The sequence below is a fragment of the Ruminococcus sp. YE71 genome, assembly GCF_900119155.1.
Classification (GTDB): domain Bacteria; phylum Bacillota; class Clostridia; order Oscillospirales; family Ruminococcaceae; genus YE71.
Genome location: NZ_FPIR01000008.1, coordinates 139041 through 156429, shown reverse-complemented (window position 1 = coordinate 156429; position 17389 = coordinate 139041). Strand labels below are relative to the sequence as shown.

Here is a 17389-nt window from a genome sequence, read left to right as displayed (position 1 = left end):
TAGTATTAACCGAACATTAAAATCCGCTCTCTGGCAAAAAAAGAGCCTGACACATTTCGTGTCGGGCTCTGCTGTTTGTTATTTCAGACCGAGAGATTCTCGCCCTTGAGACCGATGTAGGCACCCTGCTTCGCCTCAGCCGATTCCTCGTGTGCGAGCAGCCACTTGTTTCTTGCCCATAGCATCTTGTCCTCAAGGTTTCTGATCTCGGGCTTTTCGATGTCGGTGTTCGTCTCTCTCGGGAGAACGATCGCGACTCTGAAACCGTCATCGGAAGTCTGGCACGGTGCATAGTGCAGCGATGTCGCATAGACCTCAACGACTGCACCTGCGGGTGCGCGGAACGCCTTTACGTCAGCCGTGTCGAGCACGCCGTTTATGATCTTCTCCTGCTTTGCCAGCAGCAGTATGAAGTCGGTCGAACCGATGTTCAGCTCGCTGTTTCTGTGATATTCAAGACAGTTGAGCGACTTGTTGTGTCCCCAGCACATTCCGAGCTCGATGGGCATACCGCCGTAAGCATTTTCGGAAAGAGCCTTGAATATCCCGCACTTTTCGAGACTGTCGATCCAGGGCTCATAAGCAACGCCCTCGGCAGGCAGTGCGATATCGTTCATGGCTTTTGTGAGCTCTGCGGTGTCATAGCCCTCCAGCACCTTGCCGTATTCTGCGAATTCGGGGTCTGTAACTGAATAGATCTTCATTATTAGTATCCTCCTTGTTGTTTTGCCCCATTTTTCGTCTGAGCCGTGCTGATGGGGACACTATAATTATACATCTTCTCACCGAAAAAGTCAATCGAAAATTTCGCACCCGATATCCGAGACCATATCGATATCGATGACCCTGCCTGCGGCATCGAGTTTCTCGTCGCTGAAAACAAGCGTGCGGAAAGTGCTGTCTACCTTTCTCAGCTCCCCCGTGAAGTTCTCGTAGCAGCCGCCCGATTTGTGTTTGTCGGGAACGAAGCAGGTGACGGTGACAGTCGGGCGGTATCCCTCGGCGGTCATCGCGGTCAGAAGCGCCAGCCTGCGGTCAAGCTCATCCTTGACATGGTCGGGAAGTTCGCATTGTTCCTTCGTGATTCTGCCTGTCTCGCATATTATCTCATCATACCCCGTCAGTGCCGCGAACGGCGAGAACTGTGCCGCCCGTTCCGATAAGCTCATCGGCTTTCGATCCGCCGACTTATGGTGCGGCAGACCGATAATATCCCTGTACGGAAAAAATTCGTCCATTATATCACCTCTTCACGCCTTGTGTCCGCCTATCTGACCGTTCCTTTCGATGGTCATGCAGCCTTCAAGAAAATTCATGCCTTTGAGCAGGGCGTTCTTGCCGTATTTTTCCTGTATTGCGAGTGTCGCGAGCTGCAAGCGGTGCTCACGTTCTTCCGCCTGTTTCGCAAGCTCGCTCTTTGACACCGCCGTATCCGCATCCGTGAAAAAGTCGAGCTGTATCGGCTCTTCGTCGGGGATGTCGTCCGTTATGATGACATTTTCGGCAACGACATTTACTCTGCGTATCAGCAGTTCGGGGTCAACAACGCGGTCGTATATCCGTAGTACAGTCTCACACAGCAGGGAAGTCGAGCTCGTGTAGTGGTCGATGTTTTCCGTGCCGTGTGCGTGCTTAGGGATTACTCTGCCGTAGTGGTCGGTAACGACCGCGCCCCTGTACGACCGTCCGTGTCCGTCCGAAAGGCTCTTGCGGTCGTAGCCGATCACGAGGGTGATTTTTTTCGTGACGAAGCCTTTGCGCACAAGGTCGAGAGACAAAAGCTCCATCATCTCGCGGACGATGAGCCTGCACTTCCCGAACGTATACGGTTCTTTCAGCACCTGTCCCGAGGATATCGACTTCGCGGACGGTCGGTAGCTTTTGATAGCGGGCACGGTAGTCGGTTCCCAGCCCCATGCGTGGTCGATGATGAGCTCGGCGTTCACCCCGAAGGTCTTGTACAGCTTTTGTTCCAGACGCGGTTCAAGCGACGCCCGCGCCACGTCACCCATCGTGTAAAGGTGCATGGCTTCGAGCTTGCGGCTGATGCCTGCGCCGATGCGCCAGAAGTCGGTCAGCGGACGATGCGTCCACAGCAGCTCGCGGTATTTCCGCTCATCCAGCTCGGCGATGCGCACGCCGTCCTTGTCGGCAGGGGAGTGCTTCGCGACGATATCCATGCATATCTTTGCAAGATAGAGATTCGTACCGATGCCCGCCGTTGCTGTGATGCCCGTTTCGTACAGCACCTCCCGTATCATGGTCATGGCAAGCTCGTGTGCGGTCATGTTGTAGGCGGTCAGGTAGCCCGTCACATCCATGAATACCTCGTCGATGCTGTAAACCACAATGTCCTCCGCGCTTATATATTTAAGGTATATCGAGTATATCCTGCTGCTGTAATCTTCATAGAGCCGCATCCGCGGCGTAGCCGTGATATAGGAAAGCTCCAGCGACGGGTCGGCGGCGAGTGCGTCCGCGTCAAACGATCCTCCCGAAAAAGCGTACTTTCCCTCGCTGTTTTTCCTGATCCTGCCGTTTCTGACCGCCGTTACGAGGCGTTCTCTGTTGACCTGTTCAACGCGCTGTATGACCTCGAAAAGCCGTGCTCTGCCCGAAATGCCGTGAGCTTTCAGGCTTGGTGAGACCGCGAGGCATATTGTCTTTTCTGTGCGGCTCGAATCCGCGACCACAAGGTTCGTCGTCAGCGGATCGAGCTGACGTTCGGCGCACTCCACGGAAGCGTAGAAGCTTTTAAGGTCGATAGCAACATATGTTCTTTCACTCACGCAGAGCACCTCCTTTTAGTTCGCGGTCATAACGTACCATCGCCCGATACGGCTGGAAAAAGTCGAATCGGCAGGTTCAAAGTACAGATGTTTTTCCTCGCCGCGTATCATCACGGTGAAGCAGTATCCGCTGCAATCATCGCGGTATATGTTCGCAGGCCGAAAATCCTTTATCTTGTCTATCGTGAATGTACGTCCGTCGCTCCAGGTCACCGACCGCGGCTGCATATAGCCCGTAGCGTCGAAATCGGTGCTGACCCTGACGTACACTTTTTCTTTCTTATTACGGTCAACTGCCACCCTGCTCACCTCTCACACGATAACGCTTTCATGAGCCGCAAGGAACCTTCTGACATCGCTGTCCGACGCGATATCGCCGTCATCGAGAATGCCGATGACCTTTCCGATGAAGAACACCTTGTCCTCCTCGGTGAAATGTATGGTCTTGTATCTCTTGTTGAACGAGTGCAGACCATCGCGCTGAAATTCCTTTATGAACGCCTCATTCCCCTTGATGAACGCACCGACCTCGCCCTCGCGGATATCGCTGCACTCGGGGAAACGGCTGATGAGCACCATGTCCCCGTTGTGGTATTCGGGTTCCATGCTGCTGCCGTTGACGGTGAAAACATAGTCCGCCCTGTTGACGAGCTCGGATGAGTAAAGATAGATGGGCTCACCCTCGTCGGTGAGGTCGGTGGGGTCGCCGATACCTGCGGCGAGCTGTCGGCTGAAATATGTGAGCCTTGTCAGTTCGGGGCAGCTGTCCATAGTCTCGGCGGCCGCGAGCGAGTCAACAATGTTATCGACAGCGTACCTGTGACCTTCCGACAGCTCATGATACTTTGCGACGAGCAGCCGCTCCTGTTCGGACATATTTGCGCGGGGGTCGTCCACACCGAACAGCTCATAGAGCGTGATGCCGAGTATCCTGCAAACGGGCACCAGCACATCAAGGTTGGGCTTTGAAAAGCCTGTCTCCCAGTTGCTGACCGCGCTTGAAGCCACACCGAGCCTCCGTGAAAGCTCTTTTTGTTCCATGCCGAGCTGTTCACGGTATTTGCGGATGTTTCGGCTGACGATGTTTATCTCTTTATCAGAGTTTTTCTGACGAGCCATACTTAGCTCCTTTCTGTCACGTAACGGATGCTTTTTTACGGGGCCGTATCTTCTGTATACAATTATATCACAAAATATTTGTTGTGTCAAGCAGTAACCCCACCCTATTATTTCAAAATATTTGTAACAGACTGCTGTAAATATTGCCAGCCCCAAAAACAAAGCTGTCCGCTCCCTTTCGGAAACGGACAGCCCGTAATTGTAGGTGACGTGATCAATGTCGGCACTTTATCTGCCGAGGGTCATCACTGCTTGTTCTTTCTGGTAACTACGATCATGGCAGCCGCTGCAAGAATGGTAGCGCCGAAAGCAGCGCCCGAACCTGTAGCAGGGTTGCTGTCGGAAGCGGTCTTGCCGGCAGATGTTGAGGTGCTGTCTGCGGTGGAAGCAGTCGAAGCTGTGCTCGAAGCAGACGAGGAGCTCGAAGCGGAAGAGCTGCTGACGGAAGCGCTGTCGGTGCTGTTGTCGGAGTTGGAGCTGCTGTCAGCTGCGGAGCTGTCGCTTGTGGACTCTGCGGTGCCGATGCCGCTGTCTGTAACAGAACTTTCGTCAAGCACGCCGGAATCTGCGGAATCGGTAGCGGGGTCATCTATGGAATCGGTCTCGGAATCAGTCTCGGAGTCCTCAACGGAATCGGTCTTGGAATCAGCGTCGGAATCAGCATCGGAGTCCTCAACAGAATCTGTCTTGGAGTCAGCGTCAGAATCAACCTCGGAATCCTCAACGGAATCGGTCTTGGAATCAGCGGTGGAGTCAACCTCGGAGTCCTCAACGGAATCGGTCTCAGAGTCCTCAACAGAGTCGGTCTTGGAATCAGCGGTGGAGTCAACCTCGGAATCCTCAACGGAATCGGTCTTGGAATCAGCGGTGGAGTCAACTTCGGAATCCTCAACAGAGTCGGTCTTGGAATCAGCGGTGGAATCTACTTCGGAATCCTCAACAGAGTCGGTCTTGGAATCAGCGGTGGAATCTACTTCGGAATCCTCAACGGAGTCGGTTTTTGAGTCAGCGGTGGAATCAACCTCGGAATCCTCAACAGAATCGTTCTTGGAATCAGCGGTGGAATCAACCTCAGAGTCCTCAACGGAGTCATCCTTGGAGTCGGCAGTGGAATCTACAGCTGAAGAATCGGCAGCAGAATCGCTGATGCCTTCACTGGAATCGTCTGCGGACTCGGCAGAAGAATCATCAAGACCCTTGTCGGAATCTTCGGAGGAAGTCTCGGAAGACTCTTCGGCGCTGACGGTCTCAACGCTTGAAGTCTCCTCGGACTCGGTGTGGATGTCGGCGAAATCGCTTGCGGTGAACGGATTCTGGTGGATCTCGCAGGTGTCGTGGGTCACGCTCTTAGCGAATACCGAACCGTTGTGGGAAGCGGTAACGATGATGTTGGAATCGGGAGCGAGGATAACGCCCGTGTTGTTCTCGCCGAAAGTGATGGTCTTGTCAGCAGCGTCAACGAAGTTCCAGAGCAGCTTGCCGCCCTCTTCAAAGTAGCCGCCGCCTACGCCGTCAACGGTAGACTTGTTGTTGTATACAGCGCCGTCGGTAACACCAACAACGTTGATGACGAGCGAATAATCGGTATCATCGCTCTTTCCGACAACGTGGATCTCGTTGTTCTCGATAACGGAGGAGTCGAGAGTGATCGCGTTCTCACCGTCGCTGCAAATGATGGTGATGGACTTTTCGCCCGATACCTGTACGACAGTCTTGGTCTCCTCAGTGTTCATCTGCGAGGATGTGTAGGAATAGGAGCGGAGCGCGTCGAATGCCTTGTCGAAATCGATCTGATAGCTGGTCTTGGAAATGTGATAGAGACCGTTGGCAAGTCTTTCGGCGTTGTTGAAAGTGCCCGACTGAACGCCGTCCAGATCGTTGATGAGAACGATGCCGTTGCCGTTGTTTGCGCTGTGGTCGAAGGTGATGGTATCGGGGAGGATCATCGCCCATTTCTTGTCCTGAGTGATCTCGTTGATACCCTCATTTATCGAATCGATATTGTTTCCGAAAGTGCTGGTGTCTCCGGGCTTGTTAGCACCGAAGTTCTCGATGTATATGAAGTTCTCGCCGGGGTTGAGGTAGTTTACAACGTTGCCGGTAGTACCGAAGCCCATTCCCGAAGGATAGAGATACTTGGCAGCAAAAACGCCCTCCATGTGGTTGCCCTGATAGTAGTCATAAGTGAATACAGCATAGCTGTTAACGCTTCCGAGACCCTCGGACGAAGGATAAACGAAGTGTCCGAGATCCTTTTCCTGCTCATCGGCTGCTACGGCGAACTGTGTGATAGGTCTTGTGAATGCTCCGTTTGCTGCATTGGTTATCAGAACTGCGGAGTTTGCTGCCAGCGCAAGAGAAAGTACGCAGGCTGCGATCTTTTTGTGATTTCTCATTTCTTTTTCCTCCTGAAAAGCTGCTGTTTACATCTTTTAGTTAAATATTTTGTCTTAATAAAAATCAACCATGTCACATTATATACCAACAAAATGAAAATGTCAATAGCGTTCATAAAATTGATAGGTTTTATTTAAAAATATTTACTATATCAAAAATGTAATATTCCATTCGTGATACTGTACAATAAGTTGCAATATTTCAGCATGGTTTATTAATAATTCTTCTATGGAATATTATATTTTTGAAATCGATTTCAGAATCATGATATGTCACAGCTTCGTCATTATGCTAACATATTAACATAGTAAATCGAAGAGCTCACGGGCGCAAATTATGAACAAAACACCGATGCCATTGTCTGACATCGGTGTCTGAGATAACTTATCCCGTGTTCATTTTTTCGGCTGAGAACCCCGTGAACTTTTCGGTATCAGCAGTTCAAGTGTCTCGGATGCGTAGTAGGTAAAGCCCTTCTCCTTGCAGTAGTCTGATATCCCATCAATGAGTTTCTCGTCGGTGGTGTACTCAAGCAGATAAACATCCTTGCCGTACCCCGACACCATCTCGGCATACCCCTGAAAATACTCACGCTCGCTGTCGGTATTCGCGGAAAACTTATCGCCGTCCCAGTCTATCCTGCTGAAAACGGTCTCCTGATTCACAGCGTCCATCACACTGTCGAGCTCCCCGAACTTTTTTGCATACTCGGTCACGAAAGCGTCGCCGCCGTTTATCGAAACATAAGCACCCTTATCCTTCAGACCCTTCAGAAGAAAAGCCGTACCCTCGAAAATTTCCTCGGACGGGAAGTTGTAGTAAACATCGCAGTTGTCCACAAAGAACCCCTCGACACCTTTTTCGAGTATCTAAGGTGCGAGTTCATCCAGCACAAAGCTCTGCCACTCGGCAGAAGAAACATCGACCCAGCGTTCCTCATCCCAGTTTTCGTAATCGCCGATGGTGAGCTGTTCGTATTTGCTGTAATACGGTCGGAAATTCTCTACCGACCCGATGTTGATGTAGCTGTAAACGGTATGCCCCGAGTCTTTCAGAGAGTTTATCTGTTCCTTGGTGAAATACTGAGCGTCCAGAACGATTATCCTGTAGGGCTCCATCTTCCCGATGTCCTCGGCCTCTGCCCCGAGAAACACCCCGTATTCATAGCTGATACCCTTCGGTTTGCTGTCTTTTTCGGCAGGTCTGCCGCATCCTGCAAGAGCCGCCGCAGCGCCCGCTGTCAGCAGCAGTCCCGTCATGAATTTCTTTTTCATACTTTCTTTCCGTTTCTGTAGTTTTTTCAGACTGTTTCCGCACCTGTGCTGAGATCGCGGCGAGTCTGTTTTCTATTATAATACGTTCTGCCAATAATTTCAAGAAGCTGCGGCTATTTCACGCAACTTTCATGAAAATGTTTTTTAAGCAAAAATATATTGAATTATACCAAAAAATATGGTATAATATCAACCGTAGATAATGTGCTGTTCGTCCGTGTCTGTCTTTGCGTGACGAAGCATCATCTTTTTAATGGAGTAAAAAATGAAGAAAATACTGCACCTTTTTTCGCCGAGAAGGATATGGCTTTCGGTCCTGCTGGCCGTTCTCTCGGTGGTGATATATCTTTCTGTTAACATCAGCGGCAAGGATGGTTACGTGACTGACGGCATCCTGCCAAAGACAGGGGTGACTACCGAATCGATAAAGGATGCCGCTGTCTCTCCCGAGGGACTTCTCGGCATCGACGACACCACAGCCAGCAACTCGCTCGTCTACTGTGCCGACCCTGAAACGGGCAGGATACGTTATTATCTTGGCTACAAAGCGCTGTATCAGTACTGCGGCACAGAATCGAGGATACATATCGTTTTCGGCGATGACGGCGCTATGTTCCTGCACTATGTGAACTGGTCTGATAACGGCTTTGTCATCACTTCGGAGGGCGTGCTCTCCATTTCTTCCGACGGCAAGGAGATCGAGAAGATCTGCGGTTTCGACTACACCGATGATGATGAACCGCCTATCCGCGTTTCAAGGCTCACAGCTTTCTCCTACAAGGACGGCATACTCAGCTTTGCTTATGTTGACCCCCGTAAGGTCGAGCTTTATGCTCTCGAAACCGAAACGGGCACTCAGACACTTCTGAACACCATTGAAGCCGATCCCGACGGCAGTTATATCGGTCGTGTGTTCGCGCTTGACGGAAGATATATGTATGTCAAGAGCGATGGCAGCGTGTATATCGCCTCGGCAGACGAACAGCCGGGTGAACCTGTTTACAAGAGCGATATGCCGTCGGATAAGCCTTCCGACACAAATGTGATACTCAACGCTGCCGAGGTCGGCGGACAGATATACGTCACCAAAGACTACGACCGCAATACCGTGTACCTTTTCGAGGACGGCAGTTTCACCCCTGTTATCACTCTTGACGAGCTTTACGGCGAACTTGACGGTGATCTCCATGAGGACTATGGTCTTGAAATAACCAAGCTCAGCACAGACGGCGAAGATCTCGTTATCTGCACTTACAGCGATGTTTTCGTCTGGTCGGACGGGGAGTACGCTCAGCTCACGGGAGAGTATAAACTCCCTGCCGTGAACGCGGCTGTCACGATACTCAAATTCGTCTCGAAGTGCCTGATGGTACTTGCGGGTATAATGTTCATCGTGTGCGTTGTCCTGACCCGCAAGAACCTGCTCGTAAAGCAGCTTATGCTGACGATACCGATCTCCATCGTTACCGTAGCAGTCATCCTCGTGTTTGTTCAGAAGAAAATGACAAGCATCTATCTCGACAACTGCTACAGCGAGATGTCGGCATTCTGTGCCCTGTGTTCAAAGAACATCGACGGCGACAGGATAACATCCGACCCTGCCGATTATACCTACACCAAGAATGCAATTTTCAACTGTACCGAGCGATCTTCGACCTTCTGGAGCGGCGGCTATGATGTTATGCTCTGTGTTCCGTCCGAGGAAAAAGCGTTCGTCTATGCTGATTCCGCCAATGAGGCGATGCCATATTCGGAAGTGACCGATAACTATACCTATGAGGAGATAGTAGAGGGCTACTACAGCGACAGCAGCGTCTGCCTGTACTACTATAACGGTGAGAACGGCATCCTTTCCAAACTGGGTTTCAAGCCCGAAGCCATAAAGCTTCAGGCGGTCACGCCTGTCCTCAACAGCAAGGGCGAATTTGCCGCCTTCATCATTGTCGTTAACGACAGCTACTCGTTCGTGGACGATCAGCGCAGTCTGAGATGGGAGATGTATGAACTGCTCATACCCTGCGCTCTGCTTCTTGCAGGGGCGGTAACGGCAGTGTCTTTCTACATTTCGGTGATGATAAAGCGTGCGACCCGCACCGTCACAAGGATAGCGAACGGAGATTTCTCCGCGAGAGTGGATTCCCGTGCGAGCGATGAGCTGGGCGAGATATGCCGAAGCGTAAACTCGATGGCTTCGAGTCTCGACACCATGTTCAGGGAGAAGGACGAAAACGAGCAGTTCTATTACAAATTCGTGCCCGAGAAGTTCCGCGAGCTGCTGGGCAAGGAACGCTTCACCGACCTTAACCTCGGAGACGCCGAGAGCCGCGAGCTCACTGTACTTTTCACCGATATCCGCTCCTTCTCGCTCAATTCCGAGATGATGACCGCCAAGGAGAACTTCGAGTTCGTGAACGTCATTTACGGCAAGGCAGGCCCGATAGTCAGAAAGCACGGCGGTTTTGTCGATAAGTACATCGGCGATGCGGTCATGGCGCTTTTTGAATCTCCCGACAGTGCGGTCGCCTGCGGTATCGAGCTTTACAGGGAGATAGTCCTCGACCATTCAACTGCCGAATTGCTCGGTATCAGCGACATTAACATCGGTATCGGAATACACACGGGCATGGCGCGTATCGGTATCGTCGGCGAGAGCGAGAGACTTTCGGGAACGGTTATTTCCGATACGGTGAACCTGAGCTCACGTCTTGAATCGCTGACGAAGCAGTATCACACCGCTATGCTTGTCTCGAAAGACACCCTCGACCGCATGACCGACCCCGAATCCCTCGACCTGCGCTATCTTGGTATCCTTCAGGTGGCAGGCGTCAACGAGGTCAAGGCGGTCTACGAAGTGCTTGACTGTATCGACGGCGAAATTCGTGACCTGCGCTCTGCAAGCAAGAACGATTTCCGCGAGGCGGTGAGACTTTTCCATCTCGGACGCCGTGATGATGCGGCAGCACTGCTTCAGAAAATGATCGACGAGGGCAGGGCGGACGATACGGTTCAGCTTTACCTCGACTACATAAAGGGAATGTCGGCTGACGACAAGGGAAATGTATTCAGATTTGTGAGAAAGTAACGGAGGAAGCGAGTAATGAAGGCAAAAAAGATCGCCGCGCTGATGACAGCGCTGACTATGGCCGTATCCACGGGCTGTCTTGATGAAGACAGCAGCAAGGACCAAAAGGACAGCTCCTCGAAGAACGGCAAGTCACAGGTATCTCACAGCGGTTCGGATGACCGTCCCGCCGAGCTTATCATGAGAAAAAAACGTGCGGAAGAAAAGCCGATGGGCGAGGAAGGCACCTGGACGGTGTTCGTGTATATGTGCGGTTCAGACCTTGAGTCCGAGGACGGCGCTGGCACGAACGACCTTGAGGAAATGATGGATTCTGCGGCGAACGAAAATGTGCGGTTTGTGGTGCAGACGGGCGGTGCGGAGGAATGGGACTGCGAAGTCGATCCCGATGCCTGTGAACGCTACGTGGTACAGAACGGTACTGCCGATCTGGTCTATTCGGGAGATGAGACGGATATGGGCGAGGGCGAGTCCCTTGCGGATTTCCTCAAATGGGGTATAGCCGAGTATCCTGCCGCGAACATGGGTCTTGTTTTCTGGGATCACGGCAGCGGCAGCATCAACGGAGTGTGCTTCGATGAGAACCACGACGAAAGCTCGCTGCTTCTCAAAGAGATAGACGCGGCGCTCTACAGCGTGTACGACGACATGACCGAACCATTTGAATTCGTGGGCTTCGACGCCTGCCTGATGGCGACTGCCGAGACGGCGGCTATCATGGCGACTCACGCAAGGTATATGGTGGCCTCAGAAGAGTCCGAACCGGGAAACGGATGGAACTATGAGAAGATCGGCAGCTACCTGGCGAAAAACCAATCCTGCACTGGTGAAGAGATCGGCAAATACATATGTGACAGCTTCTACAAGGAATGTGAAAAGCTCGACATGGAAAATGAAGCGACCCTTTCCGTGACCGACCTCTCGAAGATGGACGCCTTCATCAAGGCGTTCGACCTTTACTCGAAGGACATTTACGAGCTTGTCGAGAGCAGTTCCGATTATACGGCTATCGCCCGTGCGGTTTCCGATGCCGATAATTTCGGCGGCAACAACAAGGCTTCGGGCTATACGAACATGGTGGATGCAAAGGGTCTTATCGAAGCGGGTATGGACAGTTCCGACAATGCGAAGGCTGCGGCAGATGCACTCGCCGAAGCTGTGGTCTACATGAAAAACGGCAGCGACCACCCCGACGCCTGCGGACTTTCCATGTACTATCCGCTGAGGGTCAGCGGTTCGCAGGAACTCGGCATATTCAAGGATGTGGCGCTCAGCCCCTACTATCTCGGACTTGTGGGAAAGATTGCATACGGTGCAGCCAACAACGACATCTCGGGCTATGATAATTCGGATATACTCGGCAGCTTCTCGAACAACTGGAGCACCGACAGATACACCTTTGAAAACGGCGTCTACACATACTCGGTCGGCGACCTGAGTGACTGGGATTTCGCCGACAGCTATACCCCCGGAAGCAGCAGCATTGAATTCAGCAAAGAGCCCGATTTCGACAGTGACGGCATCTACTGCTTCACCCTGACCGACGGATCGCTTGACAAGACCGACTATGTTGAAGCGGCTGTCTACCTGCTGGACGACGAGGATTCCGATATGATCGAGCTCGGATATTCGGGGGATGTCTATTGCGATTATGAGACGGGCGAGTTTTCCGACGGCTTTGACGGCTGCTGGTTCGCACTCGATGACGGACAGTACCTTGCGGCTTATTTGCAGGAGAACTGCGACGGTTACGACATCTACTATTCGCCGATACTTCTTAACGGTGATGATACATACCTGCGCTTCGCATACTACTACGACAAGGGCGACATCTCGATCATCGACGTATGGGACGGTATAGACGTCAGCGGAAGCGCCGCGAGAACAGGTAAGGAGCTGAAAAAAGGCGATAAGATCACTCCCGTTTACTATGCCTACTCGTTAGAGGACGATGAGGAGTATTCGTTCGAGGGCGACGAGTTCAAGTATAAGGGCAAGAACTGCATCGGCTTCATCGACCTGCTTGACGGGGAGTATATGTATTCGTTCATCATAAACGACATCTACGGCGATTATTACGAGACCGATGCGGTCATTTTCACCGTAGACGGTGAAGACGTTCTGTACGAAAAGCTCGACTGACCATACCGACAAAGGAGTTGATACCGTGTCTGACAGAAAAAGACCGACTGTAGGAAAACGCATCGCGAAGCTCACAATCATCGTTGTCTGCATACTGATGGTCCTGCTGATCGCGCTCACGCTGTGGCTGCCGTCCTACGTGATGACAGGCAAGCGCCAGACTCTTAACGAAGCATTTGAATGGCAGACAGACCATTATGACACCTCCTTCTACAAGCAGCTAACAAAGAACACTTACACAGTCAGCGGTGACGGCGGATATATCCTCCATGCCGAGCTGCTTGAAAATCCCGTTCCGACGACGAAGTATGTCATCCTTTCCCACGGCTATACCGACAACCGTTTCGGTTCGCTGAAATATGTGCAGATATATCTTGATCTCGGGTTCAACTGCATCATCTACGATCTGCGCGGACACGGCGAAAATGAGCAGACCTTCACGACTTACGGCGTGCGTGAAAGCGCCGACCTTGAATGTATTATCAAGGATTCTAGGTCGCGCTATCCCGATATGACCGCTCTCGGACTTCACGGCGAGTCCCTCGGTGCGGCAACCACCCTGACCTGTCTCGGCAGAAAGCCCGATGTTGATTTTGCGGTCGCCGACTGCGGTTTCTCGGACATAGAGAACGTGCTGAGGGGCGGCTTCGAGAACGCTCATCTGCCAGTGTTCCTCACCGATGTTGCGGATATCGGTGCGAATATCAGATACGGCTATTCGCTGAAAAAGATGCGTCCGATAGATTCGCTCAGTAACAATGAAGTCCCTGTTCTTTTCATTCACGGATCAGAGGACAGCTTCATCCTTCCGAAAAATTCAGAGGATATGTACGAGCGCACACGCGGCATCAAAGAGATACACCTGATTCCTAAGGCGGGTCACGCCGAATCGGTGCTGACCGAACCCGAACTGTACGGTCAGTACGTCAAAGGCTTCATTTCAAAAGTATACGGATAAAAACAGCGGCACGAAGGTTCATCTTCGTGCCGTTTAATCTATATTCCGAGAAATGCTGCAAGCTCTTCAAAGCCGCCGTGAGGGAACTGCGTGATCTCCTTGTTCCCGCGGTTTATCACGCAGTCGGTCAGCAGAAACACCGATGCTCCGATGTTTTTCGCTGCCATATCTTCATCTGCGTCGTTGCCGATGACAAGGCATTCTTCGGGAGCAAGTTTAAGCCTTTCCGTCATTTCGGAGAAATACTCGGGGTTCGGTTTGCAGAAGTGTGAGTTCTCGTAGGAGGAGATGAACTCAAAGCTGTCAGGCGAAATTCCCGCCCAGCCGAGACGCGCTTTCTGAGCCGCCATCGGGAACAGCGGATTGGATGCGAGCAGCAGACGGTATCCCTTTTTCTTGCAGGAATCGATAATCTCCGAAGCCTTCGGAGCAAAACCGCAGAACTGCTTTGCGTCGTTGAATTCGTTCTCATAGAATTCGTCGAAAACGCACTTGTCCTCATAGACCTTTTCGCCGAGGACCTCCGCGAATTTTCTCCAGAACGCATCGCAGTTTGTGGCGGAGCCGTCGTTTCTCACCATAGCTTCCGTGCCTTTCAGGATAGCAGCCACAAGCTCCTGCGGGTCGTAGCCGTGGGGCGCGAGCTTTTTTGCGAGCAGTCTGAAATAGCCCTTTGTGAAAACATCGTTATCCATCGGGAGCAGAGTCCCGTCGAGGTCGAAGAGTATTGCTTTTATATCCATTGGTTATCCTTTCCTTGGTGAAGCCGTTCGTTTGAGTCGGTATCGAAGTCTGATATTTGATAATTGTAGCACAAAATCGAGAAATAGTCAATACGGGTCGTGCGTCCTGCAAAAAGCGGCATATCTGTATTCGCAGATACGCCGCAGAAGTTTTGTCTTTACCAGCCGTAGCCGTAATCGTAGTTGTAGTCGTCGTAGCTGTACGTGTCCTCATACGAGTATGTGTAGCTATTGTCGTCATAGCCGTCCGAGCTGTCCTCCTGACTGTCTGGAACAGTGTCGCCGGCAGAAGATGTATCAGCAGAGCTGAGGTCTGGGATTATCTGGTCGGGCAGACTGTCGGGGACTATCGTTTCTGGAAGTCCGTCATCACCGAGCTTGGTCGTGTTCGTATCCTCGCTGTTTTCGGCGGTGATGTTGTGGGATATCTCGATGAGGTTTCCGTCGCCTGTGGTGTAGTATGCGAGTATGTCCATCCATTCAAGGCAGTAAGCGCGTATCATGTGGATGCCGTCGCCTGCCGCTCCGTAATAAAGGTCGCCCCGCGAATCGCGGAAGAAGCGGTTCACATCCATGTAGACGCATCCCGTTTCAAGTGCCACACGGCGGATGTAGTCCTCGTTGAAGGCGTCCACCGCAGGGGAGTTGTAGCAGGAGTTTATCTCAAGCGCCTGATAGGAAACAGGCAGCATCGACTCGATGTATATCGTCGCGTTCGGCTGAGCCTGACGCACCTGCGATATCAGCAGTTCGTATTTTTCGACGAATGTCTCGGGGTAAGGCCAGCCGAGCTCATTCACGCCGAAGTTGAGGAACACTCTTCTGTACTTTCTGTACTTTATCGCTTCGGGAACGAGCATATTTCCGCTGAGGTCGGGTCCGTCGTCCTCTTCGTCATCGCTTGCAACGTTTGCCGCCGCAGCAGTAATCTCCTCGGCAAATTCCGAGCGCGGAACGACAGGTGTTTCCTGCACGGTTATGACGTTCAGACCCGCCGAAGCAAAGTAATCTGCCTGTGGCTTGTTGCCGTTCAGCATCAGACCGACCGTTCGTGAGTCGCCGATGAAAAGCGCGTCGGAGAAGTCGTCATATTCGGCAGCTCCGTCATACGCACGGGGACCGTGGGTCTCGACCACGTAAAGGGGCTCAGCCTCTTTCTCTGCTTCCGAGGAAGAGGAGTCCTTCTTTTTCTTGCCGTTTTTCTTATTGTCTTTAGAATCGGCGGACTCGGCAGCATCGGGTGAAGAATCGAGCTCAGTCACTGCCTCGGTTTCGGCAGAGGTCTCGGTCACGGAAGTGTCCTTGACAGTCACCTTGTTGTCAGTCTTTACATCTGTTTTTCCGCAGCCTGCGAGCATCATGACCGTCATGAATGCCGCACATATCCTGCATACCGAACGTTTATTCATTCTCCGATATCCTTTCGGTCTCAGAACCTTTCCACGCGGGAAAGTCTTGTGTTTATTCGTCACGGAATATGTAAAAGTCATCAGACTCATTTTTACATAATACGCCAAATTTTATTATATCATATACCCGTGCGATTGTCAATAGTTGAACCGATACCCCATATGGCGGAACGAATACCCTGTGAAATGTCGGGATAACTTGATTTTCCAGTCGGTCTGTGCTATAATTGATATGATATGAGGGTGATAAAAATCACCGGGGAGGCGTAAGTCTTGAAAAGAATCGATTATAACATTGAAAATGATCTCATCCCCGAAGACAATGAGGAAATTACTTCGAGAGATATCCGGCTTCTTATCAATGTCGGAGTAATCATGGTGGTCATTCCGCTTTCGTCAGTAGCCCGCTTTTTCGGCGCACAGTACAGTACGATACTCATCGGGCTGACATTTCTCGGGCTCGGACTTCTTTCGTATACCGACAAGAGCAAAAAATATATCGACAAGCGTTTCGGGTCGATAGTGTCGATGTCGCTTGGAGGGCTTATCATACTTATCCCGTTAATGCTCGCAGGGATAAGATTTTCGGGTCTGTTTTCGGGGAAGACCGAACAGCAGGCAGAGATGTTTGTGGTCGGGACGATACTGTTCATGCTGAGTGTGGTTGTGACAGTACTGCCGTTTGTCGCAAACAGGATGCAGAAAGAGCGCTGTTCATATCCCGTGACCGCGACCTGCATCGGGCTGAAGGGACGCAGTATTCGCAGAAGTGATACTATGCTCTTTATCCCCATATGGGAATTCGATGTTAACGGCGAGAATGTAAAAATTGAGGGTATGCCTCAGGGGTATAAAATGCTCACGAAAAAGGGCGACACCCGCGATTTCCTCGTAAACCCGAACGACCCCGAGGAGATCTACTATAACAACGATATCACAAGACTGCTGTGCGTTATCATCGGGTTATGCGTAGCGGCGGCTGGAGTTCCCCTGATCTTATATGTTTTTCACTGAATATCAAAACGTCCCTGTGACCCTGACAGTCACGGGGACGTTTGTTTATCCTGACAGTTCAGCCGCCGAAGCGAAGCATTAACACTTGATACAAATAATATATCAATTTATCTGATAATTTGTTTTCACAAGCGACAGACCGCATTCATCATATACCCACCGCGGCGTTCTGTAGCTGAAATAGTAGCCGTCCTCTGCCCGGTTGATATATGCGGTTTTTTCATCGAGTATACCGTACCATGCGTAAAGATATTCTTTTAGTTTTTTGCATTTCCGGCTGAGATCAGATACTTAGCCATATCGTCTATTGTGGAATAGGAATCGTACTGTTAGCTTTTTTAGTTCCCTTTATAATAACTCCTGTGGAAGATCGGAAATAATACAAAAAGTTCTTTTCTCTGCGAAAAATCGGCGGTGTGCATAATTATTATATCAATATTTGTGGATAATAACAAGGGCATC

General features: G+C 51.2%; 14 protein-coding genes. 4 read left to right on the top strand and 10 right to left on the bottom strand.

Features of this window, described 5'->3' with window-relative positions; genetic code table 11:
* Window positions 1-83: 83 nt before the first annotated feature.
* From BT142_RS09570 to BT142_RS19575, 8 genes are all read right to left on the bottom strand, one after another.
* Window positions 84-704, bottom strand: a complete 621-nt coding sequence (locus BT142_RS09570) for a DUF4867 family protein (protein ID WP_072417969.1) — start codon at window positions 702-704, stop codon at window positions 84-86.
* A gap of 90 nt (window positions 705-794) precedes the next feature.
* The gene (locus BT142_RS09565) at window positions 795-1238 is read right to left on the bottom strand and encodes a hypothetical protein (protein ID WP_072417968.1); all 444 of its coding nucleotides are present in this window, start codon (window positions 1236-1238) and stop codon (window positions 795-797) included.
* Between the two features lie 12 nt (window positions 1239-1250).
* Window positions 1251-2789 (bottom strand): Y-family DNA polymerase, encoded by a 1539-nt coding sequence (locus BT142_RS09560; RefSeq protein ID WP_072417967.1) that lies wholly within the window; start codon window positions 2787-2789, stop codon window positions 1251-1253.
* A gap of 15 nt (window positions 2790-2804) precedes the next feature.
* Entirely contained in the window at window positions 2805-3098 is a 294-nt protein-coding gene (locus tag BT142_RS09555) for a hypothetical protein (protein ID WP_072417966.1), read from the bottom strand.
* Window positions 3099-3101: 3 nt separating this feature from the next.
* Window positions 3102-3908 (bottom strand): helix-turn-helix domain-containing protein, encoded by an 807-nt coding sequence (locus tag BT142_RS09550; RefSeq protein WP_072417965.1) that lies wholly within the window; start codon window positions 3906-3908, stop codon window positions 3102-3104.
* Window positions 3909-4153: 245 nt separating this feature from the next.
* A complete protein-coding gene (locus tag BT142_RS09545; protein ID WP_072417964.1) occupies window positions 4154-6304 on the bottom strand; it encodes a choice-of-anchor A family protein in 2151 nt (716 codons plus the stop codon).
* A 396-nt stretch (window positions 6305-6700) separates the two neighbouring features.
* On the bottom strand, window positions 6701-7144 hold the full coding sequence (locus BT142_RS19580) for a hypothetical protein (protein WP_242871956.1): 444 nt from the start codon (window positions 7142-7144) through the stop codon (window positions 6701-6703).
* A 30-nt stretch (window positions 7145-7174) separates the two neighbouring features.
* Window positions 7175-7579, bottom strand: a complete 405-nt coding sequence (locus BT142_RS19575) for an endo alpha-1,4 polygalactosaminidase (protein ID WP_242871957.1) — start codon at window positions 7577-7579, stop codon at window positions 7175-7177.
* Between the two features lie 265 nt (window positions 7580-7844).
* Here BT142_RS19575 and BT142_RS09535 point away from each other — a divergent pair, with 265 nt between their 5' ends.
* From BT142_RS09535 to BT142_RS09525, 3 genes are read left to right on the top strand one after another with little or no spacing between them, the layout of a single operon-like run.
* On the top strand, window positions 7845-10661 hold the full coding sequence (locus BT142_RS09535) for an adenylate/guanylate cyclase domain-containing protein (RefSeq protein WP_072417963.1): 2817 nt from the start codon (window positions 7845-7847) through the stop codon (window positions 10659-10661).
* A gap of 15 nt (window positions 10662-10676) precedes the next feature.
* Complete coding sequence (locus tag BT142_RS09530) at window positions 10677-12803, top strand: clostripain-related cysteine peptidase (protein WP_072417962.1); 2127 nt, start codon at window positions 10677-10679, stop codon at window positions 12801-12803.
* 25 nt (window positions 12804-12828) lie between these two features.
* A complete protein-coding gene (locus BT142_RS09525; protein WP_084659412.1) occupies window positions 12829-13761 on the top strand; it encodes an alpha/beta hydrolase in 933 nt (310 codons plus the stop codon).
* A 38-nt stretch (window positions 13762-13799) separates the two neighbouring features.
* Here the strand turns inward: BT142_RS09525 and BT142_RS09520 are convergent, their stop codons facing one another.
* Both BT142_RS09520 and BT142_RS09515 read right to left on the bottom strand, forming a co-directional pair.
* Window positions 13800-14504: an HAD family hydrolase gene (locus tag BT142_RS09520; RefSeq protein ID WP_072417961.1), complete on the bottom strand. Its 705-nt coding sequence runs from the start codon at window positions 14502-14504 to the stop codon at window positions 13800-13802.
* Between the two features lie 158 nt (window positions 14505-14662).
* The gene (locus BT142_RS09515) at window positions 14663-15913 is read right to left on the bottom strand and encodes a GDSL-type esterase/lipase family protein (RefSeq protein ID WP_072417960.1); all 1251 of its coding nucleotides are present in this window, start codon (window positions 15911-15913) and stop codon (window positions 14663-14665) included.
* 273 nt (window positions 15914-16186) lie between these two features.
* On the opposite strand from BT142_RS09515, the gene BT142_RS09510 reads away from it, so the two are divergent.
* Window positions 16187-16927: a hypothetical protein gene (locus tag BT142_RS09510; RefSeq protein WP_072417959.1), complete on the top strand. Its 741-nt coding sequence runs from the start codon at window positions 16187-16189 to the stop codon at window positions 16925-16927.
* Window positions 16928-17389 lie beyond the last annotated feature (462 nt).